Raw genomic sequence first — 23,533 nt, forward strand, 5'->3', positions numbered from 1 at the left:
TCGCGCCTAATCTTCGGGTGACCGATGCGATCAGGCGATGGCAGGACCTACGCTACCGTTTGGCTGAACCGAGCCGAAAACGCCGCTCACAGAGGGCAACGTTGCGTAAGATATTAAGTTAGCGCATATGCGCGTTCGCGGGCATGACAATAACTTTGGGGTTCACCTTACTGCGTCACACCCGGCTCGACCGGGCGTCCATCTCCAGGCGGTTTTTGCCTGTTTCATGAACCCTGCCCGTCTTGCCATGGCGCGTGTTTGTGCATGATGGCCTCAAACAGCGCAGAGGCTTCAAAAGCCTTCAGCCATGCGGCCAATGCGAGCCAGGGCTGCTGTGCGAACCATACCGGGTCAGTGTGGGCGTATTGACGCACAAAGGGGGCGATGGCGGCATCAGCCAGGCCGAAATGATCGCCTGTCAGAAATGGCTGAGAACGGAGTCGTGCATCGAGCGTGTGCAGCCAAAGTGCGGCTGCATCGCGGCCGGCCACGCCGCTGGCCAGTCCTGATCGGTTCGGGTATTTGTAGCGGTCGAGCTGCTGTTTGAAGGGGCCGTCGTTGTGCCCGATCAGTGCCAAAGCGTCGGCCATGGCGGCTTCTGTGCCGGGCAGCCAGGCCAACGGGTCGTGCTGATGCAGGGCCCACAGCACGATATCCAGACTTTGCTCCAGCACCTGATCGCCTGCCGCAGCACGCAGCCACAAAACCGGGACCGTGCCTTTGGGCGACAAGGCCAGCATGTGGGCCGGTTTGTTTTTCAGCACCACCTCGCGGTGCTCGTACGCCAATCCGCTGGCGTGAAGCGCCAAGCGTGTCCTCATGGCGTACGGGCAACGGCGAAACGAATACAAAACGGGCAAAGTGTCGGACATGGCAGCAGTGTAAATCGCAGCCCCTGTGCAGGCCTGCGGCGCCTGTGCCAAGATGTGAGCCCTTTTACGGCAAGACACAGGAGACTCCTTTGAACCACAACCTGATTGAAGACACGCAAGCCCTGATGGGTGGACGCATCGGTGCCTCGGGTGCCACACGCCGCGGTGCTTTGAAAGCCGCTTTGGGCGTGGGGTACGCCGCAGCAGCTTTGCCGATCATGGCGCAAACGGCCATCAAAACTCCCGCCACAGGCCTGGTCTCGGGCGAGGTGACCATCGATGTGAACGGTTTCAAGATGCCCGCTTACCGCAGTGCGCCTGCGGGCAAGAGCGGTTTGCCGGTGGTGCTGGTGATTTCCGAGATTTTCGGGGTGCACGAGTACATCGCCGACGTCACCCGCCGCCTGGCTCAGGCCGGTTATCTGGCGATCGCGCCCGAGCTGTTCGTCCGCCAGGGCGACGCCAAGGGCTACAGTGACATCCCCAAGCTGCAAGCCGAGGTGATCTCCAAGGTGCCGGATGCGCAAGTGATGGCTGACCTGGACGCCGCCGTGGCTTGGGCAGCCGCCAATGGGGGTGACAACGATAAGTTGGCCATCACCGGCTTTTGCTGGGGCGGCCGCATCACCTGGCTGTACGCCGCACACCAGCCCAAGATCAAGGCGGGCGTGGCTTGGTATGGCCGGCTGGTGGGCAACGCCACAGCGCAAACGCCTGCGCACCCCTTAGCCCTGGTGGGGCAGCTCAAGGCCCCGGTGCTGGGTTTGTATGGCGCGGCCGACACCGGCATCCCCCTTGACACGGTTGATAAGATGAAAGCCGAACTCGCACAAGGCCCCGCGGCAGCGAAAGCCAGCGAGTTTGTGGTTTATCCTGAGGCCCCGCACGCTTTCCATGCCGACTACCGCCCCAGCTACCGCAAGGCGGCGGCAGAAGACGGCTGGCAGCGTTTGCTGGCCTGGCTCAAACGCCAGGGGGTGGCCTGATTTTTGGCGTGCAACAACCGCCCTTCGGGGCGAGGACTTTAAAAACCGCCCTTCGGGGCGGTTTGTTTTGGGATGCATGACGTCCCGGGAAACAAGATGACTTTATTGGCGATTCTGGTGGGGACTTTGGTGGCGGGCATTGGCAGCGTCTGGGTGGCGGCCTGGCTGAGTTTTGGCATCTTGAGCCGCTACACCCAGCACATGCTGAGCCTGGCGGCGGGGGCCTTGATGGCTACATCGTTCCTGCATTTGTTGCCGGAAGCCTTCGAGAGCGAGGCCGGGGCACACGAGCTGTTTTTGACCTTGTTGGTGGGCTTGGTGTTTTTCTTTTTGCTCGACAAAGCCGAACTCTGGCACCACGGGCACGAGCATGGCCATGATCACGGGCATGGTCACCACCACGACCATCACCACGATGCGCACCAACCTGCCCATGCCCAGGCGCATGTTCACGGCAAGTCAACCCCTGGCGAGCCACCCCGAGGGGCCTGGGCGGTGCTCGCGGGGGACAGCGTGCATTGTTTTGGCGACGGCATCCTGATCGCTTCGGCCTTCATGGCGGACATGCGTTTGGGGGTGATTGCTGCGCTGGCCGTGCTGGCGCACGAAGTGCCGCACCACATGGGCGATCTGGCGGTGTTGCGCCAGGGCAGCAGCAGTCGCCAGGCCGCGATCGTGAAGGTGTCCATGGCCGGTGCCATCACGGCCTTTGGCGGCGCCGTGGGTTATGTGCTGGTGGATGCCTTGCACGACTGGCTGCCGTTTTTCCTGGTGGTGGCCAGCAGCAGCTTTGTGTATGTGGCCCTGGCCGACCTGATTCCCCAATTGCAAAAACGCCTGTCCGCGCAAGAAACAGCCGCCCAGATCCTGTGGTTGGGCGTGGGCATTGGCATGGTGGTGCTGGTCAGCGCTGTGGCTGGGCACAACCACTGAAGCGCAGCTGTCTCAGCCTTGGGCGCAGGGCAGCCCGGGTGTGCGGCACCATTCGCTCCAGCTGCCCGCATACAGGGCAGTGGGGCCGAAACCGGCCAATTCCATCGCGATCAGATTGGGCACGGCAGTCACACCGCTGCCGCAGTGGTGCACCACGCTGCTGGCCGGGCGGCCTGCCAGTACCTTGCGCCATTCCGCCTTCAGCTGCTCGGGACTTTTGAAGCGGCCGTCTTCGGTGAAGTTCTCGGTGAAGGGGCGGTTCAAAGCGCCCGGAATATGGCCCGCCACCGGGTCCAGTGGCTCCACCTCGCCCCGGTATCGGGCCCCGGCGCGGGCATCGACCACGGTCTGGGTGGCTTGGCCCAGGGCGGCCGAGACCGTATCGGTCAGCACCAGTTGGCGCAGCGGCGCTTTCAGCTCAAAACGGGCAGGGGACGACACGGGTGTAGCTGGCCCTGAGGCCAAGGCGCCGCCCGCGTCCTGCCAGGCCTGCAGCCCGCCGTCGAGCACGGCCACGGCCTCGTGTCCCAGCCACTTGAGCATCCACCACAAGCGGCCGCAGTAGTGGCCTTTGTTGCGGTCATACACCACGATCTGCATGCCGTTGTGAATGCCCAAATGGCCCAGCCACTGCGCCACGATCTCGCGTTGCGGCAGGGGGTGACGCCCGCCGTTGACCGCCTGGCCCGGTTGGTGTGTGCTCAAGTCCTTGTCCAGGTGGGCGGGCAGGGCGCCTGCGATGCGTTCGCTGGCAAAAAAGCCATCGGCCAGCTCGGGTTTCATCAGGTCAAAGCTGCAGTCCAGCACGGCGCAGGGCGTGCCCTGGGCCTGCAGGGCTTGCAATTGGGCGGCGGTGATGAGCAAGTTGTACATGGCAAAGGTCTCCGTTCAATGGTCTTCGGCCGGGGCGCGGGGCAGGGTGCGGTTGCGCAAGGCGGTGGCAGCGATGCCACTGGCGATGATCAAGGCCATGCCCGCCCAGCCGATCAGGGGAATCTGGTCGCCAAACAAAAACAGACCATACAACGCGGCAAACACAATGCCCGAGTATTGCAAATTGGCCACCACCAGTGTGGCACCGCTGCTGTAGGCCTTGGTCATGCACAGCTGACCCAGGGCGGCGAGCAAGCCAATGGGTAGTAACCACCAGGCCTGCGGCCAGACCCAGGCACTGGGGCCGACGAAGAGCATGGCCACAGCCCCGGTGAGGGTGGTGCCGATGGAGAAATACAGCACGGTGCGGGCCTCGGGCTCGCCCATGCGGCCCAGCGCCGCCACCTGGATGTAGGCCAGCGCCGCACCCAAGCCCGAAAGCAGACCGATCACCCCGGCAAACAGCTGGTTCTGCTCGATGGTGGGCCGCAAGATCATGACCACACCGGTAAAGCCTGCGATCACGGTGAGCACCACCGGACCTTGCCGTGTCATGTCTTGCACCCGGCCCATGACCAAGGTGCCGCCCACCAAGAAGGCAGCCACCCACACGCCGCTCATGTAATTGAGCGTCATGGCGGTGGCCAGGGGCAAGTGGGCAATGGCATAAAACCAGGCCGTCAGCGAAGCTACGCCAATGACCGAGCGCCACACGTGCATGAGCGGAATGGGCGTGCGCAAGGGCACACGCTGGCTGCGGCAAATGGCGGCCATGAAAACAATGCCGATCACACCCCGGTAAAACACCAGCTCAAAGGTGTGGAAGTGCGCTGAGGCGTATTTGATGCAAACACTCATCGTCGCGAAAAACAGCGACGCCAGGATCATCCAGGAGGCTTGCATCCGTGAGCGCTTCAGAGGGTTTTCATTTGTTGTCGGTACCACTCGTGGAAGTGCTGCATGCCGTCTTCCATGGGGCTTTGGTAGGGCCCGACCTCGTTGTCGCCGCGCATCAGCAGGGCCTTGCGGCCCGCGTCCATGCGCTCGGCAATCTCGTCGTCTTCGATGCAGGTTTCCATGTAGGCGGCCTGCTGGGCTTCAACGAACTCGCGCTCAAAGGCCACGATTTCTTCGGGGTAGTAAAACTCCACCATGTTCAGCGTCTTGCTGGGGCTGATCGGGTGCAGGGTGGACACCGTGAGCACATGGGGGTACCACTCGACCATGATGTGCGGGTAATAGGTCAGCCAGATCGCGCCGCGCTCGGGCAATTGGCCGTTGCGGTACTTCAGCAACACCTCGTGCCACTTTTTGTAGGTGTCCGAGCCGGGTTTGCCAAAGCCGCCCGACACGCCCACGGTTTGCACCGAATAGTGTTCCTTGAACTCCCAGCTCAGGTCGTCACAGGTGACAAATTGCCCCAGACCCGGGTGGAAGGGACCGACATGATAGTCCTCCAGATAGACCTCGATGAAGGTCTTCCAGTTGTAGTTGCATTCGTGCAGCTCGACCCGATCCAGGGCATACCCTTCAAAGTTCAGCTGCCCTCTGGGGCCCATGCCAGCGAGGTCGGCGGCGATATCGCGGCCGTTGTCCTCGAACAGCAGACCGTTCCATTCCTGCAACTTGTAGTTGTTCAGGTTCAGGCAGGGGTCGTGCGCAAAGTGGGGTGCGCCCAGCAGCTCGCCGCTGGGCGAATAGGTCCAGCGGTGCAGCGGGCAGACGATGTTGCCGCCAGCGCTGCCCTTTTGCTGGGTTTGCAGGTTGCCCCGGCCGTTCAGCATGACGGCCTGGCGGTGGCGGCAGACGTTGGAGACGAGTTCGACGCCGCCTTGGGCATTGCGCACCAAGGCGCGGCCTTCGGCCTCATGGGGCAGGGCGTAATAGTCGCCCGGGTGGGGCACCGCCAGCTGGTGGCCCACATAGCGGGGGCCTTGCCGGAAGAGCGTGTTCAATTCGCGCTGAAACAGCGCTTCATCGAAATAAGTGGAAACTGGTAGTTGGCTTGCGGCCTGCTGCAGTTGAAGACTTAAATCAGACATGGGTGACCTGACCTAGAGACTCCCCCTATGAAGGGGCAGGGACAAAGCGCTGAATTCAAGGAAAACCGCGCAAAAAAATGACAGGGAAACCCTGCCGATGAGCTGCGATTCTACCCCGGGGGTGGGCCTTGCCGTGGGCTGTTTCACAAGCCGTTCAAAAATCAGGGCATCTCCGTCTTGCTGACTTGACGCTGCCCGGTGTCAGTCTTGCCAAGGCTTAAGGCCTAAAATCGGGTTTTTTCTTCGGAACTCCGCATGCCCAAGGCCACCCCCTCCGACGCAACAGACACCTCGGTAGCGCCCCTGCCCGCCACGTACGAAGCGGCTTTGTCGGAGCTGGAAGCGTTGGTGGGTCAGCTTGAATCGGGCCAGATGCCTTTGGACCAGCTTCTGACCGGCTACCAGCGCGGCGCGGCTTTGCTGGCGTTTTGCCGTGACAAGCTCAAGGCGGTGGAAGACCAGATCCAGGTGCTGGACGGTGGGCAACTCAAACCCTGGAGCGGCGCATGAGTCTGGACTTGAAAGCCTGGATGCAGCCGCATCTCGATCGGATCGAACAAGCTTTGTCGGCCGGTATCGCGGCCGAATCACCTGCTGCTTTGGGCCAGGCCATGCGCTATGCGGTGCTGGACGGCGGCAAGCGCCTGCGCCCCTTGCTGGTGCTGGCCACGGCCGAGGCAGTGGGCGATGCGTCCAGCCACCGGGCCGCGCTGAATGCCGCCTGCGCCATCGAGCTGATCCATGCTTATTCGCTGGTGCACGACGACATGCCCTGCATGGACAACGATGTGCTGCGGCGCGGCAAACCCACGGTGCATGTGCAGTTTGGCGAGGCCCAGGCCCTGCTGGCGGGCGACGCCTTGCAGACGCTGGCTTTTGAATTTTTGACACCTCTGGATGGCAGCGTGCCTGCGGCGGTGCAGGCCGTCTGTGTGGGCTTGCTGGCCCGGGCTTCCGGTTACCAGGGCATGGCCGGGGGGCAGGCGATAGACCTGGCCAGCGTCGGCCAGCGCCTGACTGAAGACCAATTGCGCCAAATGCACCGACTCAAAACCGGGGCACTGCTGCTGTGCAGCGTGCAAATGGGCGCGGCCTGTGTGCCGGGCGTTTCTGCCCCTGTGCAGGCGGCGCTCCAGCGCTTTGGCGAGGCCCTGGGCCTGGCCTTTCAGGTGGTGGACGATGTGCTGGATGTGACGGCCGACTCGGCCACGCTGGGCAAAACTGCGGGCAAGGACGAAGCCGCCGACAAACCCACTTATGTGGCCCTGATGGGGCTGGAGGCGGCCAAGGCTTATGCCGATGCCCTGGTCCAGCAAGCCATGCAGGCGCTGGCCGACACCGGTTTGCCCGAGGCCCGTTTGGCCGCGCTGCGTGCGCTCACCGCCATGGTGGTAGAAAGAAACAACTGACATGACCGATTTGCTCAAGACCATCGACTCCCCGGCTGACTTGCGCCGCCTGCAGCGCTCTGACTTGCCCCAATTGGCCGATGAACTGCGCCACTGCGTGCTGGACAACGTCTCTAAAACGGGTGGGCACCTGAGTTCGAACCTGGGCACGGTGGAATTGACCGTGGCTTTGCACTACGTCTTCAACACCCCGGAAGACCGCATCGTCTGGGACGTGGGCCACCAGACCTACCCGCACAAAATCCTCACCGGGCGACGCGACCGCATGCCCACGCTGCGCCAATTTGGCGGCTTATCAGGCTTTCCGCGCCGCGACGAGAGCGAATACGACACCTTTGGCACGGCCCATTCGTCCACCAGCATTTCGGCGGCTCTGGGCATGGCCGTGGCGGCCCGCCAAAAAGGCGAGTCGCGCCACTCCATCGCCGTGATCGGCGATGGCGCCATGACGGCCGGCATGGCTTTCGAGGCGCTGAACAACGCGGGCGTCGAAGAGTGCAAGCTGCTGGTGATCCTGAACGACAACGACATGTCGATCAGCCCACCCGTGGGGGCCCTCAACCGTTACCTGGCCCAGCTCATGAGCGGGCGCTTTTATTCGGCGGCCAAGGCCGGGGCCAAGAATGTGCTGAAAAATGCACCGCCTTTGTTCGAGCTGGCCAAGCGGCTGGAAGAACACGCCAAAGGCATGGTGGTGCCCGCCACGCTGTTCGAAAAATTCGGCTTCAACTACATCGGCCCGATCGACGGGCACGACCTGGAGTCGCTCATCCCGACGCTCGAGAACATCAAGCACCTGGACGGCCCGCAGTTTTTGCATGTGGTCACCAAAAAAGGCCAGGGTTACGACAAGGCCGAAGCCGACCCGGTGGCCTACCATGGCCCCGGCAAGTTCGACCCCAGCGTGGGCTTGGTGCCAGCGGCCACGCCCGCCAAAACCACCTTCACCCAGGTGTTTGGCCAGTGGTTGTGCGACATGGCCGAAAAAGACATGCGCCTGGTCGGCATCACGCCTGCCATGCGTGAGGGCTCGGGCATGGTGGCTTTCCACCAGCGCTTTCCCAAACGCTATTACGACGTGGGCATTGCCGAGCAGCACGCCGTGACCTTTGCCGCTGGCATGGCCTGCGAAGGCCTGAAACCCGTGGTGGCCATTTACTCCACTTTCTTGCAGCGCGGCTATGACCAATTGATCCACGATGTGGCCCTGCAAAACCTGCCGGTGGTGTTTGCGCTCGACCGTGCAGGCCTGGTGGGGGCCGACGGCGCGACCCATGCAGGGGCCTACGACATCGCCTACATCCGCTGCATCCCCAACATGAGCCTGGCCTGCCCGGCCGATGAGCGCGAGTGCCGCCAGCTGCTGAGCACCGCTTTCGCGCAGAACCACCCGGTGGCGGTGCGCTACCCGCGCGGCGCAGGCGTGGGCACCGAGCCCGGGCGCGATCTGGACACCTTGCCCTTTGGCAAAGGCGAAGTGCGCCGCCAGGGCGAAAAAGTGGCCATTCTGGCCTTTGGCACCTTGCTGGCCCCGGCTTTGCAGGCCGCTGAAAAGCTGAACGCCAGCGTGGTCAACATGCGCTGGGTCAAACCGCTCGATGTCGACTTGCTGGCCCACATCGCCCAAAGCCACGAGCGCATCGTCACGGTGGAAGAGGGCTGCACCATGGGCGGAGCAGGCAGCGCTGTGGCCGAGGCCCTACAGACCTTGCAGGTCACCCGGCCTGTGTTGCATCTGGGCTTGCCCGACGAATTCATTGAGCACGGCGATCCGGCCAAACTGCTGGCCCTGCAGGCACTGGATGCGGCGGGCATGGAGAAGTCCATTCGTCAGCGCTGGCCCGATCTGTGAGCAGGTCCGGTCTGAATTTCTGGCGTTTCAGAGTCTGCCAGGGGCCTGGTGTGAAATTTTTTCAATTTCGCATCGAAGGGTAAACCCGGCCCGTTTAGCCTTCTGTAGGTTTTTACAATACCTATTGACGCAACTGTCAGCGCCCGGCACGCCGGGTGTGTTTCTTATCTTTTAAGGAGTCCATTCATGGATCGTCGTTCCATTCTGAAAAATGCAGGCATTGCGGGCGTTTTGGCCGCAGGCGTTGCTCCGGCTGTTCACGCCCAGGCCGCCATTCGCTGGCGCTTGGCTTCGAGCTTCCCCAAGTCTTTGGACACCTTGTTTGGTGGTGCCGAGCTTTTTGCCAAAAAAGTGAAAGAGATGAGCGGTGGCAAATTCGAGATCACCACCCACCCAGCTGGTGAGTTGATGCCCGCTTTTGGCGTGTTGGACGGCGTGCAGAACGGTACTGTGGAATGCGCCCACACCGCGCCTTATTACTTCTTCGGCAAGGACGAAACCTTCGCCCTCGATTGCGCTGTGCCTTTTGGCCTGAACAGCCGCCAGATGACCGCCTGGATGTACGAAGGCAACGGCATGAAGCTGTTGCGTGAGCACTACGCCAAGTACAACGTCGTGAATTTCCCCATGGGCAACACCGGCACCCAGATGGGTGGTTGGTTCCGCAAAGAGATCAAGAAGGTCGAAGACCTCAAGGGCTTGAAGTTCCGCGTGGGTGGTTTCGCTGGCAAGGTGCTTGAGCGCATGGGCGTGGTGCCCCAGAACATTCCCGCTGGCGAGATTTACCAGTCGCTGGAAAAAGGCACGATCGACGCGGCCGAGTGGATCAGCCCGCACGACGACCTGAAGTTGGGCCTGAACAAAGTGGCGCCCTTCTACTACTACCCCGGCTGGTGGGAAGGTGGTCCTCAGCTGTCCTTGTACGTCAACCAGAAGGCCTACGACGCATTGTCCCCAGAGAACAAGGCCATTGTCGATGCTGCCACGACCTACGCCCACACCATCATCCAGGCCCGTTACGACGCCAGCAACCCAGGCGCCCTGCGTCAGTTGGCGGCTCAGAAAACCAAGGTCCTGGCTTTCCCCAAGAACATGATGGACGTGGCTTTCAAGCACTCGGAAGAGCTGTACTCTGAATTGAGCGCCAAGAACCCTAACTGGAAGAAGATCTACACCGACTACGCCAAGTTCCGTGCCGACTCCAACTGGTGGTTCCGTTTCGGCGAAGCCCGTTTCGACAACTTCATGCAGTCGCAAAAACTCTGAAGCCGATACCGGGCCTGCGCGCCCGGTTCGTCGACCCACCCGCTGCGCTTGCGCCCAGCGGGTTTTTTTATGGGCAGTACATCAGCATGCCTTCAGATGGGTCAGCAGCCGCGCCGAATAACAGGCAAAAAAAAGCCCATCTGAAAACAGATGGGCTTGGATTGGGATGAATCAGGTGTTCAGCGCTTGGCGGCACCCGGCATGTCTTTCATCGGATCGTCTTCAGCCGCTTCGTCCTTGGACCCATCGGCTTGGAGGTCGGTGCCGGCCTTGTCGGCTTCTTCGCTGTCAGGGTCATCAAAGGCCGAATCCGAAGCTTCGAGCGTCACGCTGTCCAGATCCACGGCCGTTGTGTTGGTCAGCGAGCCGGTCACCATCGACGGGAAGGCGATGATCGCCGTCACCATGAGCAACTGCAGCGCGATGAACGCGATGGAGCCTTTGTAGATCTCGGTCGTTTTCACACTCGGAATGTTCTGGCCAGTGACGCGGTCGGTGTAGTCGTTGCGAGCGGCCACACTGCGCAGGTAGAACAGAGCAAAACCGAAGGGCGGTGTGAGGAAAGAGGTCTGCAGGTTCATGGCCACCATCACGCCGAACCAGATCAGGGCCTGGTCAGACGTCATGCCGGGCACCAATTCGGGCAGGATCTTGGCGGCCGCCGGGGCCAGCAGCGGGACCACGATGAAGGCGATCTCGAAGAAGTCGATGAACATGCCCAACACGAAGATCAGCAGGTTCACCACGATCAAAAAGCCCAAGGCGCCACCGGGGATGTTTTCGAACAGGTGTTCGACCCAGATGTGCCCATCGGCCGCGTTGAAGGTGAAACTGAACACCGTGGAGCCAATCAGGATGAACAGCACAAAGGTGGACAGTTTGGCCGTGCTCTCCAGGGCCTGACGCGTCAGGTTCAGGTTCAGCTTGCCCTTGAAACCGGCCAGCACCAAAGCGCCCACCGCACCCATGGCGCCACCTTCGGTCGGCGTGGCCACGCCCAGGAAGATGGTGCCCAGCACCAGGAAGATCAGGATCAGCGGCGGCATGAGCACAAAGGTGACCTGCTCGGCCAGGCGCGACAGCAGGCCTAGGCGGGTGACCCGGTTGATCACTGACAGGCTCAGGGCAACCAAGGACGCGATGGTCATGGACAGGATGACCACCTCATCGCCAGGGGCTGGCATGGAGCGCTCCAGCCAGTCGCGCAGCAGCGCGTCGTGCGCTTGGGCCCAGGCCACGCCCACCGCGGTGGCGACCACCAGCAAAGCGATCAGCGACTTGTGACCCGACTGACCATTGCTTTCGCGGTAAATGCGTGCTTCAGCTGGCAAGGCGGGCACCATGGCCGGCTTGAAGATGGCCACGGCCACAATGAACAGGATGTACAAACCCACCAGCAACAAACCCGGCAACAAGGCACCGGCGTACATGTCGCCCACCGAGCGGCCCAGCTGGTCGGCCAGAACGATCAGCACCAGTGAGGGCGGAATGGCTTGCGCCAAAGTACCCGAAGCGGTGATCACGCCAGTGGCGATCACCCGGCTGTAGCCGTAGCGCAGCATGATGGGCAGCGAGATCAGGCCCATCGAAATGACGGCTGCAGCCACCACGCCCGTGGTGGCGGCCAGCAGGGCGCCCACCAAAATCACCGCGATGGCCAAGCCCCCGCGCACAGGGCCGAACACCTGACCTACGGTTTCCAACAGGTCTTCAGCCATGCCCGAGCGTTCCAGCAAGATGCCCATGAAGGTGAAGAAGGGAATGGCCAGCAAGGTGTCGTTTTGCATGATGCCGAAGATGCGCAGGGGCAGGGCCTGGAACATGGTGGCTGGAAAGAGACCCGCCTCCATGCCGATGAAGCCAAACCCGAGACCGCATGCGGCCAGGGCAAACGCCACCGGAAAGCCGGTGATCAAAAAGGCCAGCAGACCCGCAAACATGAGGGGTACAAAGTTTTGCACCAGAAAAGAGGCTTCCATCAACGGGCTCCCTGGATTTCTTGCTGCAGTTCGGCAGCACGTTTTTCATCGTCGCTCTGGCTGTCTTCGTGGGCCAGGGTGTCCGGGCCCTGACCACGCAAAAAAGCCAGACGCTTGACCAACTCAGACAGGCTTTGCAGCAACAGCAGGGCAAAACCGACGGGGATCAGCAAATACACGGGCCAGCGAATCAAGCCCCCCGCGTTGGATGACATCTCGCCCGAGACAAAAGCCTGCATGAACATGGGCCATGACAAGGCGATGCTGAGCACGCAAAACGGGATCAAGGCCAGCACAATGCCGCCCACGTCGATCCAGTTGCGGGTGCGTGCACTCAGGCGGCTGGCCAGAAAATCAATCCGGACGTGCGCGTTGTTCAGCAAGCCATAACCGGCGCCGAGCAGAAACACAGCGGCAAACAGGTACCACTGGATTTCCAGCAAGGCGTTGGAGCTGCTGTCAAAAATTTTGCGCACGATGGCGTTGCCTGCGCTGATCAAGGTGGTGATCAGGACCAACCAGATCGTGATTTTCCCGATGGCGCGGTTGAGCGCATCCACCCAGCGGGACCATTGCAAAAGGGCATTCATAAGGGTTTTCCTCAATCAAGACCGGCGATTGTACGTGGGACAAAGACCGCGTCCGCGTCGTATTTGCCTTGCAAGGGCTTGATGTTTTTTCAAAAAGCCCACACGGGATAGGCGGCTGAAGCCACCCCTCGGGGGTTTTTGCTGGCGCTCACCACCAAGGCAGGCTCGCCTTGAGAGACTGCACCTGACCTGTGTCGCTGGGTACCTGATAACCCGCCAGGGTATTGAGCTGAGTTTGCCAGCCTTGGCTGGACAACAGGGCCATGAGTTGCTTAACCGGATCGGTCGGCAAAGCGTCACGCAGACAAACCAGCCAGTAGCGCTCGGTCAACAGGGGAACGAAGTCCAAACCTTGGGCCCTTGCGGCTGCTTCGATGCCCAGACCTGTGTCGGCCTGTCCGGCGGCAATGGCGGCTGCTACAGCAGCATGCGAACTTTCTTCCCGGGTGTAGCCCGGCACCTGCTCGGGTGCTGTGCCCTTGCTTTGTAACCAGTCATCCAGCAACAACCGGGTGCCTGTGCCCAGACTGCGGTTAACAAAGCGCAGACCTGTGCGCAGCAGGTCATCCCAACGGGTTAGCTGCAGGGGGTTGCCAGGGCGCACCATGAGGCCCTGGCTGCGCACGGCAAAGCTGATGAGTTTGTGTCGCCCGGTCTGCATCAGGGGTGCCAAGGTGCGGGCCATCAGGGAGTCAGCGCTCGGCTGGATGGGGGCATGGAAGCCGGCGACGGTGCACCGGCCCTCGTTCAAGGCCCGAATCGCATCCACACTGCCGCAAAACCGGATGTCCAGGTGCAGGCGTTGGCTGGCCGCGCGTTCGCGCAGCTGTACCAGTGCATCGTCATGGCTGGCGTAAAGGGCCAGCACCTGGCTGTCTGGGTCAAAGGCGAGGGCAAAGGTTTTTTCCAGCTCCGCCTGCAGTGTGCTGATCTGCGGGGCCAGCCGCGCCTGTGCTTGACGTTCGGCCCACAGCAGCTTGTTGGCCAGCTCTGTCAGGCGGGCGGCTTGCCCTTTTTCCCAGACGATCAGGTCTTGGCCCAGCACGCCTTCCCAGCGTTTGAGCTCCCCCCATACATGACGGTAAGACAGGCCCAATGCTTTGGCGGCCATGGCGATGGAGCCGCTGCTGCGCACCGCTTGCAGCAAGTTCATGAGCGGGTGTTGCAGCGGCGAAGTGTCGGCGGTACGGTCGGCCCCATCGGGTGACCATTGGTATGAAAGGTGTATATGAGGCACCACGCAAGTGTGCACCAAGAGCGACCTATGCACGGCATTTCATAACGGACATCCCTTATGCGCATGCGATCAAACGGCCCTTACCATCTGGCGCTTCATGAGCACTTTTACCGACAGCGCCCTGACGGCGCTGAACCTCGTCACTTCTTTCGATCCCGCCTTGTGGGTGGTCGTTTCCCGGTCTCTGGCCGTCAGCGCCACCGCCTGCCTGCTGGCCTATGGCGCGGGTGTCGCGCTGGGCGCCTGGCTGGCCGTGTCGCGTTTTGCCGGGCGCGGCGCGGTGCTGGTCGGCTTGAACACCTTGCTGGCGCTGCCCTCGGTGGTGGTGGGTCTGGTAGTGTATTTGCTGCTGTCGCGCACCGGGCCTTTGGGTTTTTTGGGCTGGATGTTCAGTTTTCAGGCCATGGTGCTGGCCCAGTTCATTTTGGTGGTGCCGGTGGTGGCCGCGCTGACGCGCCAGTTGGTCGAAGACGTGGAGCGTCAGCACGGCGAGCAGTGGGCCTCGCTGGGCGCAGGGCCTTGGGTGCGCAGCTTGCTGCTGGCCTGGGACGAGCGGCTGGCTTTGTTGACCATTGGCGTGACCGCTTTTGGCCGCGCCATCTCGGAGGTGGGCGCGGTGATGATCGTGGGCGGCAACATCGATGGCTTCACCCGCGTCATGACGACCGCCATCGCTTTGGAGACCAGCAAGGGCGATTTGCCGCTGGCGCTGGGGCTGGGCATGGTCTTGCTGGCGGTGGTGTTGCTGCTCAACGCCCTGGTGGCGGTGCTGCGCCTGTGGGGTGAGCGGCGTCATGTCCGACCTGTGCATGTGTACAGCGCGCTGGGAGTGCAGCCATGACCATTGCGCAGATCAGCCTGCAAGCGGTGAGCGTGCGCCTGGGCGCGCAAATGGCCTTGACGGGTGTGAGCTTGCGCATTGAGGCGGGCGAGCGCGTGGCGCTGGTGGGGGCCAACGGCTCGGGCAAGAGCACTTTGCTGCGCACCTTGCATGGCCTGGTGCCGCCTACGCAAGGCCAGCTTCAACAAGCGCCGGGTGTTCGTCAGGCCATGCTGTTCCAAAGGCCGCATTTGCTGCGTCTGTCGGCCTTGAACAATGTGGCGCTGGGCTTGTGGCTGGACCGCACCCGAGGCCTGAGTTGGGCCGCTGCCCAAGCGCTGGCGCTGCAGGCTTTGCAGCGTGTGGGCATGCAGTCTGTGGCAAAGCAGAACGGTCGCCAGTTGTCGGGCGGGCAGCAGCAGCGCTTGGCCTTGGCCCGCGCTTGGGCGCGACAGCCCGATGTGCTGCTGCTGGACGAACCCACGGCCAGCCTGGACCCGCATGCCAAACGAGAGGTCGAGGACTTGATGGCCGATTTTGCGATGGGCCAGGAGCGACCTTTGACCCTGATCTGGGCCAGCCACAACCTGGGGCAGGTCAAGCGCCTGGCCACCCGTGTTGTTTACCTGGAGGGCGGCCGCGTGTTGGCCGACCTGCCCACGGCCGATTTTTTCAACCCTGATGTACTGGCGCCATGCAGCCCGGCAGCCCATGCTTTTGTTCAAGGAGAACTTTCATGACCTTCCCATCTTCTATGACCCGTCGCGCCTTGGTGTGTGCGGTTTTGGCCACCACCTCGGTGTGGGCGCAAGCCCAGTCCATCGTGATGTCGTCTACCACCTCCACCGAGCAGTCGGGCCTGTTTGCGCATTTGTTGCCTGCCTTTAAAAAGGCCAGCGGGCTGGACGTGAAAGTGGTGGCGCTGGGCACAGGCCAGGCGCTGGACATGGCGCGGCGCGGTGACGCCGACGTGGTCTTTGTGCACGACCAGGTGGCCGAAGAAAAGTTTGTCGCTGACGGCTTTGGCCTCAAGCGCCTGCCCGTGATGTACAACGACTTTGTGTTGATCGGCCCCAAGGCCGATCCGGCTGCGACCAAAGGCAAGGACATCGTGGCGGCTTTGGCCAAGTTGTCGGCGGGCAACGCGGCCTTTGTGTCACGCGGTGACAAAAGCGGCACCCATGCCGCCGAATTGCGTTTCTGGAAGCTGGTCAACCTGAGCGACAAAAAAGGCAGTGGCTACAAAGAGTGCGGCTGTGGCATGGGCCCGGCTTTGAACATAGCGGCGTCGTCAGGTGCCTATGTGCTGGCCGATCGCGCTACCTGGCTCAACTTCAAGAACCGTGCCGACCTGGCCATTTTGGTGGAGGGTGATCAGCGCCTGTTCAACCAATACGGCGTGATGGTGGTCAACCCGGCCAAGCATGCGCACGTCAAACAGGCCGATGCGCAGAAGTTTGTCGACTGGATCGTCTCGCCTGCTGGTCAGACCACAATCGCCGATTACAAAATTGGGGGCGAGCAGCTGTTCTTCCCGAACGCGGGCAAGTGATCAGGTTTTGGGTGTGCCCAGTTTGCGGTAGACCGTGGCACGGCTGATGCCCAGGGCTCGGGCGGCTTCGGCCACATTGCCACGCGCCTGATTCACCGCCTCGCGGATCATGTCGGTCTGCACATCCTTGAGTGGCTTGGCCGCAGGGCCCGTCCGATGCGTGCGCCCATGGTGTTTGGAGTTCTGGGCCGACGCCCCAGGGCGCATGGCCTGCGTTTGCAAACGCAGGCCTGACCACAGTGGAAGCTCTAGGGCGCGGTCCTCGCGGTTGGCGGCATCGAACAGGTTTTCCCAAGGCGAGGCAAACACGTCGCTGGCGTGCAGGGCCTGACCGTGCGCAGCGGGTGACAAGGACAGCATTTGCCGAGCGGTGGGGTTGGCCCCCACGATGTGGCCGTCGGTGTCCAGGGTCAGAAGGCCGTCGCTGTCGTCTCCGGGCTGGTTGCCAGGCCAGTTCAGGCGCAAGACCAAGGCGTGCGCGTTGGATAGCAGCCAGCTGTTTTCGATGCTGCGGGCCGAGCGGCGCACCAGGTGCTTCAGGGCCGGGCGCTCGGCGGTTTCGATCCCCGTCAGATCGAGCATGCCTGCGCACAGGCCATCGGGCCCGAACACGGGTGCACCCGCGCAACTGTAGACACTGGTGTCCTGAAAAAAGTGCTCGCCCCGGTGCAGCCAGACCGGCTGCAACTCGGTCAAGGCGGCGCTGATGGCGGTGGTGCCCACGGCTTTTTCGGACAAATCCACCCCCACCCGGGCGATCACCTCGGCGCGGCGGTCTTGCCGGTCTACCGGGCCGTGCACGTCCACCACGATGCCCTCGGCATTGGTCAGGATGGCGAAATAGCGGATGTCGGCAATGGCCCGGGCCAGCTCGGCCAGCACCGGCTGGGCCGCCTGCACCAAGGGGCGGCTGGCCTCTTGCACGCGTCGCATATGCTGGGCCGAGATGGCCTCAAAGGCCACGGGCTGCCCCGGCTGCAGGCCCATGCCCAGACAGCGCTGCCACGATTGGGCGATCCAGGGTGAAACACCCGCACCCTGGGCCTCGGTGCGTCCCTGAAAAACCCCTTGGCGTGCATGTGCGATGCGGTCGAGGCGGTCACTGGAAAGTGAGGTCATGGACATGTCAGGTGTGTATCAAGCTGAGAATTTTTACCACGACCCTGCCAAACCTAGGGTTAATCCGCATCGGTTTGCAAGGGCATGCGCCAACAATGGCTATGCATTCTGATTCATAAGTGCGGGCTTGACCAGTTCGCCACACCACAGGAGATCCACATGCAGAAAGTCCTGCACATCAACCCGGACAAATGTACCGGCTGCTTGCAGTGCGAAATGGCCTGTTCTTTCGAGAACTACGGCAGCTACGCCACTTCCAAATCGCGCATCAAGGTGTTCGACTTCCATCACACCGGTAAAAAAGTGCCCTACACCTGCACCCAGTGCGACGAAGCCTGGTGCCTGCATGCCTGCCCTGTGGAAGCCATCACCGTGGACAAAGCCACCGGCGCCAAAGTGGTCAACGAGTCCACTTGCGTGGGCTGCAAGGTCTGCACCATCGCCTGCCCATTCGGCACCATCAACTATGTGCAAGAGACCGGCAAGGTGCAAAAGTGCGACCTGTGCGGTGGCGACCCGGCTTGCGTCGAGGCTTGCCCCACCGGCGCCATCACCTTCGTGGACGCCAACTGGACCGGCATCGACAAGATGAAGCAGTGGGCCGACAAGTTGGGCAATCAGCCCTCTGCCGCTTAATTCACCACCCATAAGGAGCTTCAACATGTCTTGGGCTGGAAAAATTCTCCGCGTCAACCTCACGGCTGGCACCGTCAAATCCGAACCGCTGAACATGGAATGGGCGCGTGCCTACATCGGTTCGCGCGGTCTGGGCAGCAAATACCTGATCAACGAAGTCGACCCCAAAGTCGACCCGCTGTCGGCCGACAACAAAATCATCTGGGCCACTGGCCCACTGACCGGCACCATGGCCTCCACCGGTGGCCGCTACACCGTCATCACCAAAGGCCCGCTCACCGGGGCGATTGCTTGCTCCAACTCGGGCGGCTATTGGGGTGCCGAGCTGAAGATGGCCGGTTGGGACATGATCATTTTTGAAGGCGCATCGGCCAAGCCGGTGTACCTCTACATCAACGACGATGTGGCCGAGCTGCGTGATGCGGGTCACCTGTGGGGCCAGAGCGTCTGGAAAACCGAGGAAATCCTCAAGACCAGCTTGCAAGATCCGCTGCTGCGTGTCTCGAGCATCGGCAAGGCCGGTGAGAACAAGGTCCTTTACGCCGCTGTGGTGAACGACCTGCACCGTGCGGCGGGCCGCTCGGGCGTGGGGGCCGTCATGGGCAGCAAGAACCTCAAGGCCATTGCCGTGCGCGGCACCAAGGGCGTGGGCAATATCCGCGACCCCAAGGCTTTCATGAAGGTGACCTTCGAGAAGAAGAAAATCCTCGCTGAAAATGCCGTCACCGGTCAGGGGCTGCCAGCTTACGGCACTCAGGTTCTGATGAACGTGATCAACGAGATGGGCGCTTTGCCCACCCGTAACCACCGCGACGTGCAGTTCGAGGGTGCGAAAGACATCTCCGCCGAAGCCATGGCCACGCCGCGCGAGACCGACGGCAAGAAGCACCTGGTGACCAACCAGGCCTGCTTCGGCTGCACCATCGCTTGTGGTCGCATCAGCAAGATGGACGAAGGCCACTTCACCGTGCAGAACAAGCCGCAATACTGGGGTGCCAACGGCGGCCTGGAATACGAAGCGGCCTGGGCGCTGGGCGCGGCCAACGGCGTGAACGACCTCGAAGCTTTGCAGTACGCGAACCTGTTGTGCAACGAAGAGGGCTTTGACCCCATCAGCTTTGGCGCCACCGTGGGCGCGGTCATGGAGCTCTACGAGATGGGTGTCTTGACCAAAGAGCAGCTGGGCATCGACGCCAAATTCGGCTCGGCCCAAGCGCTGGCGCACTTTGCCGAAATCACGGCCAAGGGTGAAGGCTTCGGTGTCGAGATCGGCCAAGGCTCCAAGCGCCTGACGGCCAAGTACGGCCACCCCGATTTGTCCATGAGCGTCAAGGGCCAGGAATTCCCCGCCTATGACGGCCGCTCGATCCAGGGCATTGGCTTGGCATATGCCACTTCCAACCGCGGTGCTTGCCACCTGCGCGGCTACACCATCGCGTCTGAAGTGCTGGGTATCCCGGTCAAGACCGACCCACTGGAACACGAAGGCAAGCCTGAGCTGGTCAAGGCTTTCCAGGACGCGACCGCCGCTTTTGACTCATCGGGTCTGTGCGTGTTCACCACCTTTGCTTGGGGTGTGGCCGATTTGGCCCCGCAACTGCAAGCCGCGTGCGACGACGCCTACACCACCGAAGAGCTGGAAAAAATCGGCGAGCGCATCTGGAACATGGAGCGCGAGTTCAACAACGCCGCTGGCTTCACCAAGGCCGATGACAACCTGCCCAAGCGCCTCATGACCGAAGCCGCCAAAACCGGTCCGTCCAAAGGCAAGGTGAGCATGCTGCCCGAGATGCTGCCCAAGTACTACGCCGCACGCGGCTGGGACAGCGAAGGCCGCCCCACTGCCGAGACCAAGGCGCGTTTGGGCCTGTGAGCCAAGTCCCTGTGGGAGCAATCCCCTGTTCGCGAAGCTTTCGCAGCAGGGGCTTGCTTTTGCAGGTGTCCAAGCGGCCTGAGGGCCGCTCTTTGTTTCTGGAGTCCGACTCATGACCCACCACGTCATCTTGGGCGCAGGCCCTGCCGGCGTCATCGCCGCCGAGACCCTGCGCAAGCACGCCCCGAACGACACCATCACCCTGGTGGGCGATGAGCCCGATGCGCCTTACTCGCGCATGGCCATCCCTTACCTCTTGATCGGCAACATCGACGAACGCGGCACCTACCTGCGCAAGAGCGCCACGCACTTTGATGATTTGCGCATCATCCAGATCAAGGCCAAGGTAACGCGTGTGGACGCGGCGGGCAAAACGGTGCAACTGGACAACGGGCAGTCGATCAGTTTTGACAAGCTCTTGATCGCCACCGGCTCGCACCCGGTGCGCCCCCCCATTGCGGGCATGGACTTGCCCGGGGTGCACCCCTGCTGGACGCTGGAAGACGCCCGGGCCATTCAGGCGCTGGCCAGGCCCGGTGCCCGTGTCTTGCAAATGGGTGCGGGCTTCATCGGCTGCATCATCATGGAAGCGCTAGCCGTACGCGGTGTGAAGCTCAGCGTGGTGGAGATGGGCGACCGCATGGTGCCGCGAATGATGGGTCCGGTGGCGGGCAGCATGATCCGCGACTGGTGCGAGGCCAAGGGCGTGCAGGTGTTCACCGGCACCAAGGTGGAGGCGATCGAGTCGGGTGCAGAAAAAGGCTTGCTGGGCAAACTGGCGGCAGCGGTGGGCATGTCCTCTGACGATGCCTCTGGTGCATTGCGGGTGCGCCTGTCCAACGGCCAGACCGTCGAGGCCGATCTGGTCATCAGCGCCACGGGCGTGCGCCCGGCCATCGGCTTCTTGGAAGGCAGCGGGATCACTTGCCTGCAAGGCGTCTTGACGGACCAGCACCTGCAAACCAATGTGCCCGGCATTTACGCCGCGGGCGACTGCGCCGAAGCCTTTGACCTGGTCAGCGGCAAAACCATCGTGAGCGCCATCCAGCCCAACGCGGCCGAACAGGCCCGCGTGGCTGCGCTCAACATGCTGGGTCAAAAGACAGAGCTCAAAGGCGTCACGCAAATCAACGTGCTCGACACCCTGGGTTTGATCTCGACCAGCTTTGGCAATTGGGAAGGCGTGGCCGGTGGCCAGTCGGCCGTGTTGACCGACAAGGCGGCCGGACGGCACTTGAGCCTGCAGTTCAAGGACGATGTGATGGTGGGTTGCAACAGCGTGGGCTGGACCGAGCACGTGGGCGTGATGCGTGGTCTGGTCGAAGGCCAAATCCACTTGGGTGACTGGAAAGATCGGTTGATGCAGGACCCCACGAAGCTGATGGATGCCTACCTGGACTGCGCACAAGGACAAGGCCGCTGGAGCGGGGCGGCCGATGCCCGTCGCCGATGAGGTGATGGCCACTGAGGTCACAATCTGCGCATGAACATCACTTTCAAACTGTTTGCCACGCTGACCGATTATTTGCCTGCCGAAGCCCGGCGCAGCAACCAGGTCACGCTGGATGTTGCGCAGGATGCCAGCATCAGCCAGATCATCGAGCCCTATGGCATGCCGCCCAAGCTGGTGCACCTGGTGCTGGTGAACGGCAAATACATCGCGCCCGAAGACCGGGGCACCACCACTTTGACCGAAGGCGATGTGTTGGCCATCTGGCCACCTGTGGCGGGGGGCTGAAGCCGCGCATGCAATCGAGCTACGCCGAGCAATTTCAGCGCGACATGGGCTGCACCGAGGCCGAGTGGCTGGGCTGGCTGCCCGCTGCCGTGGGCGACTGCCCTTGGCAGCGCACCGCCAGCACCGCTGTGGCCACCATTGGCCCAGGCCGCTTGCATCTGCGCTGGCAAGTCATGCCGCCCCGCGTGATCGCGCTGATGCGGATGCCGGTGCTGCGGGTGAATTTTGAGTTTGAAGGTTTGGATGCTGATCAGCGCTATGTCTTCATGAAGCGCTTTGACTTGTACATGCAGCGCGGGGGCGGTTGACCCGTCACCGTACCCAGAAGAGTTCCACCGTCCTGAGGCCCAGCAGCGTGAGGGCGAGCGAACCGAACAGGTGCAGCGATGCTGTGCCGAGTGCCAACGCCAAGCGCCCTTGCTGCAGCATGGCCACCACTTCGGCCGAGAAGCTGGAAAACGTGGTCAGCGCCCCCAGAAAACCGGTGACCAGTGCCAACCGCCAAATGGGGTCCAACTCGGGTAGCTGCTGGAATACGCCCACGCACACGCCCACCAAGTAGCCGCCGATCAGGTTGGCCGCCAGCGTGCCCCAAGGCAGCAGACCCGCTGCGGCACTGCTGGGGTTGAGCCAGAGACCCAGTTGCCAGCGCGACAGCGCCCCCACACAGGCACCCAGGCAGATCGCGATCACCGTGAGCATGGGGTGGCTCCTTTATGCGGTTAGTTGAGGTGTCTTAAAACGGCGGGTCTTCGTCGCTGGCTGCAGCCGTTGCCACGGTCGAATTCAACACGGTGCGCGTGGGGTTCGGCATGGCCTGGTCGGCCGCCTCTGCGCCCAGTTCCATCTCGCCGCCCAGGGCTTCGATCAGGCTGTCGATCAGCGGCCCGAGCAAACCGGTGGACAAGGCCGCGTCGGCGTCAAAGCGGTCTTCGTTTTTGTCGGTGCCCGATTCGTCCATCACGCCGTCGAGGAACTGCACTTTTTTCAGCTGCAGGGTGTCGGTCAGCACAAAGGCGACGCGGCCGTCCCAGCTGAGCGCCAGTTGGGTGGGCAGCTTGCCTTCCAGCACATGCTTGCGCACATCGTCGTTGGCCAGGTGGTGGCGGGTGAAGCGCACGCTGGCGGCGTCTTCGCCTGTGGACTTGAGCACGGTCTCGCGCTCCACCGTCAAATCGGACGGCCATTCGTCGGGTGTTGGGGCCAGCAGCCACTGTGTCATGGCCGCTTGCGGCGAGGTCACGGTCTGGATCAATGACACCGACAGACCGCTCATCACGTTCATCAGCGCCGACATGACTTCGTCGGCCTTGCCCTGGCTGCCAGCGTTGAGCACCAGACAGCGATTTTCTAGGTCCATCCACACCAGCACGGTGGACTGACGCGCAAAAGCCTGCGGTAGCAGCGACAGCAGCACGTCGTCCATCAGGTCGCGCTTTTCTTTTTTGCCAGGTTTACGGCCCGTAGCCGCTTCGATTTCGGCGATGCGTTCGTCGACTTTGCGGCGCACCACATTGCCGGGCACCGCCTTGGACTCGATCATGAGTTTCATGATCCACTGGCCTGCTACGGATTCGACCAGTGGGCCGTGCGCCTCACCCCGAGGGGGCACCCAGCCAATCGATTTTTCCTGGCTGGCGCCACACTCCACAAACTGCACCGGCTCCAGCGCCGCCTGCACATCGGCCAGTGTGGGCGCAAAGCCCTCGCCGATGCGGTAAACCATCACATTCTTGAACACAGCATTCCTTCTCGT

Annotated in this window: 24 protein-coding genes; 14 read left to right on the plus strand and 10 right to left on the minus strand. The window is 62.3% G+C overall.

The genetic code is table 11. The annotated features are described in order from the left end of the window. Positions 1–224: 224 nt before the first annotated feature. The gene (locus tag B9Z34_RS08260) at positions 225–872 is read right to left on the minus strand and encodes a glutathione S-transferase (protein WP_108427648.1); all 648 of its coding nucleotides are present in this window, start codon (positions 870–872) and stop codon (positions 225–227) included. 125 nt (positions 873–997) lie between these two features. On the opposite strand from B9Z34_RS08260, the gene B9Z34_RS08265 reads away from it, so the two are divergent. Together B9Z34_RS08265 and B9Z34_RS08270 are read left to right on the plus strand one after the other, a co-directional pair. Further along, on the plus strand, positions 998–1,858 hold the full coding sequence (locus B9Z34_RS08265; protein ID WP_108427774.1) for a dienelactone hydrolase family protein: 861 nt from the start codon (positions 998–1,000) through the stop codon (positions 1,856–1,858). A gap of 96 nt (positions 1,859–1,954) precedes the next feature. After that, the gene (locus B9Z34_RS08270; RefSeq protein WP_108427649.1) at positions 1,955–2,791 is read left to right on the plus strand and encodes a ZIP family metal transporter; all 837 of its coding nucleotides are present in this window, start codon (positions 1,955–1,957) and stop codon (positions 2,789–2,791) included. A gap of 12 nt (positions 2,792–2,803) precedes the next feature. On the opposite strand, the gene B9Z34_RS08275 is transcribed toward B9Z34_RS08270, so the two are convergent. The 3 genes from B9Z34_RS08275 to B9Z34_RS08285 are packed head-to-tail and all read right to left on the minus strand — an operon-like array spanning position 2,804 to position 5,706. Beyond that, a complete protein-coding gene (locus B9Z34_RS08275; protein WP_108427650.1) occupies positions 2,804–3,664 on the minus strand; it encodes a sulfurtransferase in 861 nt (286 codons plus the stop codon). Positions 3,665–3,679: 15 nt separating this feature from the next. After that, a complete protein-coding gene (locus B9Z34_RS08280; RefSeq protein ID WP_108427651.1) occupies positions 3,680–4,567 on the minus strand; it encodes a DMT family transporter in 888 nt (295 codons plus the stop codon). An 11-nt stretch (positions 4,568–4,578) separates the two neighbouring features. After that, on the minus strand, positions 4,579–5,706 hold the full coding sequence (locus tag B9Z34_RS08285) for an aromatic ring-hydroxylating dioxygenase subunit alpha (protein WP_108427652.1): 1,128 nt from the start codon (positions 5,704–5,706) through the stop codon (positions 4,579–4,581). A gap of 255 nt (positions 5,707–5,961) precedes the next feature. On the opposite strand from B9Z34_RS08285, the gene B9Z34_RS08290 reads away from it, so the two are divergent. The 4 genes from B9Z34_RS08290 (at position 5,962) to B9Z34_RS08305 (ending at position 10,233) form a co-directional block, all read left to right on the plus strand. After that, entirely contained in the window at positions 5,962–6,216 is a 255-nt protein-coding gene (locus B9Z34_RS08290; protein WP_108427653.1) for an exodeoxyribonuclease VII small subunit, read from the plus strand. After that, the gene (locus tag B9Z34_RS08295) at positions 6,213–7,115 is read left to right on the plus strand and encodes a polyprenyl synthetase family protein (protein ID WP_108427654.1); all 903 of its coding nucleotides are present in this window, start codon (positions 6,213–6,215) and stop codon (positions 7,113–7,115) included. Before B9Z34_RS08290 ends, B9Z34_RS08295 begins: the two co-directional genes overlap by 4 nt. 1 nt (position 7,116) lies before the next feature. After that, on the plus strand, positions 7,117–8,967 hold the full coding sequence (gene dxs, locus B9Z34_RS08300) for a 1-deoxy-D-xylulose-5-phosphate synthase (protein WP_108427655.1): 1,851 nt from the start codon (positions 7,117–7,119) through the stop codon (positions 8,965–8,967). A 186-nt stretch (positions 8,968–9,153) separates the two neighbouring features. Next, entirely contained in the window at positions 9,154–10,233 is a 1,080-nt protein-coding gene (locus tag B9Z34_RS08305; RefSeq protein ID WP_108427656.1) for a TRAP transporter substrate-binding protein, read from the plus strand. 179 nt (positions 10,234–10,412) lie between these two features. Here B9Z34_RS08305 and B9Z34_RS08310 read toward each other — a convergent pair whose 3' ends face one another. The 3 genes from B9Z34_RS08310 to B9Z34_RS08320 all read right to left on the minus strand — a co-directional run bounded on the left by B9Z34_RS08310 (position 10,413) and on the right by B9Z34_RS08320 (position 14,039). Next, on the minus strand, positions 10,413–12,212 hold the full coding sequence (locus tag B9Z34_RS08310) for a TRAP transporter large permease subunit (RefSeq protein ID WP_108427657.1): 1,800 nt from the start codon (positions 12,210–12,212) through the stop codon (positions 10,413–10,415). After that, positions 12,212–12,802 (minus strand): TRAP transporter small permease subunit, encoded by a 591-nt coding sequence (locus B9Z34_RS08315; RefSeq protein ID WP_108427658.1) that lies wholly within the window; start codon positions 12,800–12,802, stop codon positions 12,212–12,214. The genes B9Z34_RS08310 and B9Z34_RS08315 overlap by 1 nt, the downstream gene beginning before the upstream one ends. Before the next feature lie 148 nt (positions 12,803–12,950). Then, positions 12,951–14,039 carry a substrate-binding domain-containing protein gene (locus tag B9Z34_RS08320; RefSeq protein WP_369907626.1) on the minus strand — a complete coding sequence of 363 codons (1,089 nt, stop codon included), beginning with the start codon at positions 14,037–14,039 and terminating at the stop codon, positions 12,951–12,953. A 97-nt stretch (positions 14,040–14,136) separates the two neighbouring features. On the opposite strand from B9Z34_RS08320, the gene B9Z34_RS08325 reads away from it, so the two are divergent. Genes B9Z34_RS08325 through B9Z34_RS08335 form a run of 3 tightly spaced genes read left to right on the plus strand, consistent with a single transcriptional unit; the run spans position 14,137 to position 16,411 of the window. After that, on the plus strand, positions 14,137–14,880 hold the full coding sequence (locus tag B9Z34_RS08325; RefSeq protein WP_108427660.1) for an ABC transporter permease: 744 nt from the start codon (positions 14,137–14,139) through the stop codon (positions 14,878–14,880). Then, complete coding sequence (locus B9Z34_RS08330; RefSeq protein ID WP_108427661.1) at positions 14,877–15,599, plus strand: ATP-binding cassette domain-containing protein; 723 nt, start codon at positions 14,877–14,879, stop codon at positions 15,597–15,599. Before B9Z34_RS08325 ends, B9Z34_RS08330 begins: the two co-directional genes overlap by 4 nt. Positions 15,600–15,613: 14 nt before the next feature. After that, on the plus strand, positions 15,614–16,411 hold the full coding sequence (locus B9Z34_RS08335) for a substrate-binding domain-containing protein (RefSeq protein ID WP_369907628.1): 798 nt from the start codon (positions 15,614–15,616) through the stop codon (positions 16,409–16,411). Here the strand turns inward: B9Z34_RS08335 and B9Z34_RS08340 are convergent, their stop codons facing one another. Beyond that, positions 16,412–17,530 (minus strand): helix-turn-helix domain-containing protein, encoded by a 1,119-nt coding sequence (locus tag B9Z34_RS08340; RefSeq protein WP_369907627.1) that lies wholly within the window; start codon positions 17,528–17,530, stop codon positions 16,412–16,414. A gap of 159 nt (positions 17,531–17,689) precedes the next feature. On the opposite strand from B9Z34_RS08340, the gene B9Z34_RS08345 reads away from it, so the two are divergent. The 5 genes from B9Z34_RS08345 (at position 17,690) to B9Z34_RS08365 (ending at position 22,085) form a co-directional block, all read left to right on the plus strand. Next, complete coding sequence (locus tag B9Z34_RS08345) at positions 17,690–18,166, plus strand: 4Fe-4S dicluster domain-containing protein (protein ID WP_108427664.1); 477 nt, start codon at positions 17,690–17,692, stop codon at positions 18,164–18,166. Positions 18,167–18,191: 25 nt separating this feature from the next. Then, complete coding sequence (locus tag B9Z34_RS08350; protein ID WP_108427665.1) at positions 18,192–20,039, plus strand: aldehyde ferredoxin oxidoreductase family protein; 1,848 nt, start codon at positions 18,192–18,194, stop codon at positions 20,037–20,039. 112 nt (positions 20,040–20,151) lie between these two features. Next, on the plus strand, positions 20,152–21,492 hold the full coding sequence (locus B9Z34_RS08355; protein WP_108427666.1) for an NAD(P)/FAD-dependent oxidoreductase: 1,341 nt from the start codon (positions 20,152–20,154) through the stop codon (positions 21,490–21,492). Positions 21,493–21,522: 30 nt separating this feature from the next. Further along, positions 21,523–21,777 (plus strand): MoaD/ThiS family protein, encoded by a 255-nt coding sequence (locus tag B9Z34_RS08360; protein ID WP_108427667.1) that lies wholly within the window; start codon positions 21,523–21,525, stop codon positions 21,775–21,777. Positions 21,778–21,785: 8 nt separating this feature from the next. Then, a complete protein-coding gene (locus B9Z34_RS08365) occupies positions 21,786–22,085 on the plus strand; it encodes a hypothetical protein (RefSeq protein ID WP_108427668.1) in 300 nt (99 codons plus the stop codon). Between the two features lie 4 nt (positions 22,086–22,089). On the opposite strand, the gene crcB is transcribed toward B9Z34_RS08365, so the two are convergent. Then, a complete protein-coding gene (gene crcB / locus B9Z34_RS08370; protein WP_108427669.1) occupies positions 22,090–22,479 on the minus strand; it encodes a fluoride efflux transporter CrcB in 390 nt (129 codons plus the stop codon). Positions 22,480–22,513: 34 nt separating this feature from the next. Continuing rightward, the gene (locus B9Z34_RS08375) at positions 22,514–23,518 is read right to left on the minus strand and encodes a recombination-associated protein RdgC (RefSeq protein ID WP_255417452.1); all 1,005 of its coding nucleotides are present in this window, start codon (positions 23,516–23,518) and stop codon (positions 22,514–22,516) included. Positions 23,519–23,533: the final 15 nt, after the last annotated feature.

It is taken from the genome of Limnohabitans sp. Hippo3, from assembly GCF_003063665.1.
Taxonomy (GTDB): domain Bacteria; phylum Pseudomonadota; class Gammaproteobacteria; order Burkholderiales; family Burkholderiaceae_C; genus Limnohabitans_A.

Bases quoted from the DNA above. Each gene is read 5' to 3' on its own strand.
- B9Z34_RS08350 (WP_108427665.1), top strand. From the start codon at position 18,192: ATGTCTTGGGCTGGAAAAATTCTCCGCGTCAACCTCACGGCTGGCACC.
- B9Z34_RS08360 (WP_108427667.1), top strand. From the start codon at position 21,523: ATGAACATCACTTTCAAACTGTTTGCCACGCTGACCGATTATTTGCCT.
- B9Z34_RS08340 (WP_369907627.1), bottom strand. From the start codon at position 17,530: ATGACCTCACTTTCCAGTGACCGCCTCGACCGCATCGCACATGCACGC.
- B9Z34_RS08285 (WP_108427652.1), bottom strand. From the start codon at position 5,706: ATGTCTGATTTAAGTCTTCAACTGCAGCAGGCCGCAAGCCAACTACCA.
- B9Z34_RS08280 (WP_108427651.1), bottom strand. From the start codon at position 4,567: ATGCAAGCCTCCTGGATGATCCTGGCGTCGCTGTTTTTCGCGACGATG.
- B9Z34_RS08310 (WP_108427657.1), bottom strand. From the start codon at position 12,212: ATGGAAGCCTCTTTTCTGGTGCAAAACTTTGTACCCCTCATGTTTGCG.
- B9Z34_RS08265 (WP_108427774.1), top strand. From the start codon at position 998: ATGGGTGGACGCATCGGTGCCTCGGGTGCCACACGCCGCGGTGCTTTG.
- B9Z34_RS08260 (WP_108427648.1), bottom strand. From the start codon at position 872: ATGTCCGACACTTTGCCCGTTTTGTATTCGTTTCGCCGTTGCCCGTAC.
- B9Z34_RS08365 (WP_108427668.1), top strand. From the start codon at position 21,786: ATGCAATCGAGCTACGCCGAGCAATTTCAGCGCGACATGGGCTGCACC.
- B9Z34_RS08335 (WP_369907628.1), top strand. From the start codon at position 15,614: ATGACCCGTCGCGCCTTGGTGTGTGCGGTTTTGGCCACCACCTCGGTG.
- B9Z34_RS08355 (WP_108427666.1), top strand. From the start codon at position 20,152: ATGACCCACCACGTCATCTTGGGCGCAGGCCCTGCCGGCGTCATCGCC.
- B9Z34_RS08290 (WP_108427653.1), top strand. From the start codon at position 5,962: ATGCCCAAGGCCACCCCCTCCGACGCAACAGACACCTCGGTAGCGCCC.
- B9Z34_RS08345 (WP_108427664.1), top strand. From the start codon at position 17,690: ATGCAGAAAGTCCTGCACATCAACCCGGACAAATGTACCGGCTGCTTG.
- B9Z34_RS08330 (WP_108427661.1), top strand. From the start codon at position 14,877: ATGACCATTGCGCAGATCAGCCTGCAAGCGGTGAGCGTGCGCCTGGGC.
- B9Z34_RS08295 (WP_108427654.1), top strand. From the start codon at position 6,213: ATGAGTCTGGACTTGAAAGCCTGGATGCAGCCGCATCTCGATCGGATC.
- B9Z34_RS08305 (WP_108427656.1), top strand. From the start codon at position 9,154: ATGGATCGTCGTTCCATTCTGAAAAATGCAGGCATTGCGGGCGTTTTG.
- B9Z34_RS08325 (WP_108427660.1), top strand. From the start codon at position 14,137: ATGAGCACTTTTACCGACAGCGCCCTGACGGCGCTGAACCTCGTCACT.
- B9Z34_RS08315 (WP_108427658.1), bottom strand. From the start codon at position 12,802: ATGAATGCCCTTTTGCAATGGTCCCGCTGGGTGGATGCGCTCAACCGC.
- B9Z34_RS08270 (WP_108427649.1), top strand. From the start codon at position 1,955: ATGACTTTATTGGCGATTCTGGTGGGGACTTTGGTGGCGGGCATTGGC.
- B9Z34_RS08275 (WP_108427650.1), bottom strand. From the start codon at position 3,664: ATGTACAACTTGCTCATCACCGCCGCCCAATTGCAAGCCCTGCAGGCC.
- crcB (WP_108427669.1), bottom strand. From the start codon at position 22,479: ATGCTCACGGTGATCGCGATCTGCCTGGGTGCCTGTGTGGGGGCGCTG.
- dxs (WP_108427655.1), top strand. From the start codon at position 7,117: ATGACCGATTTGCTCAAGACCATCGACTCCCCGGCTGACTTGCGCCGC.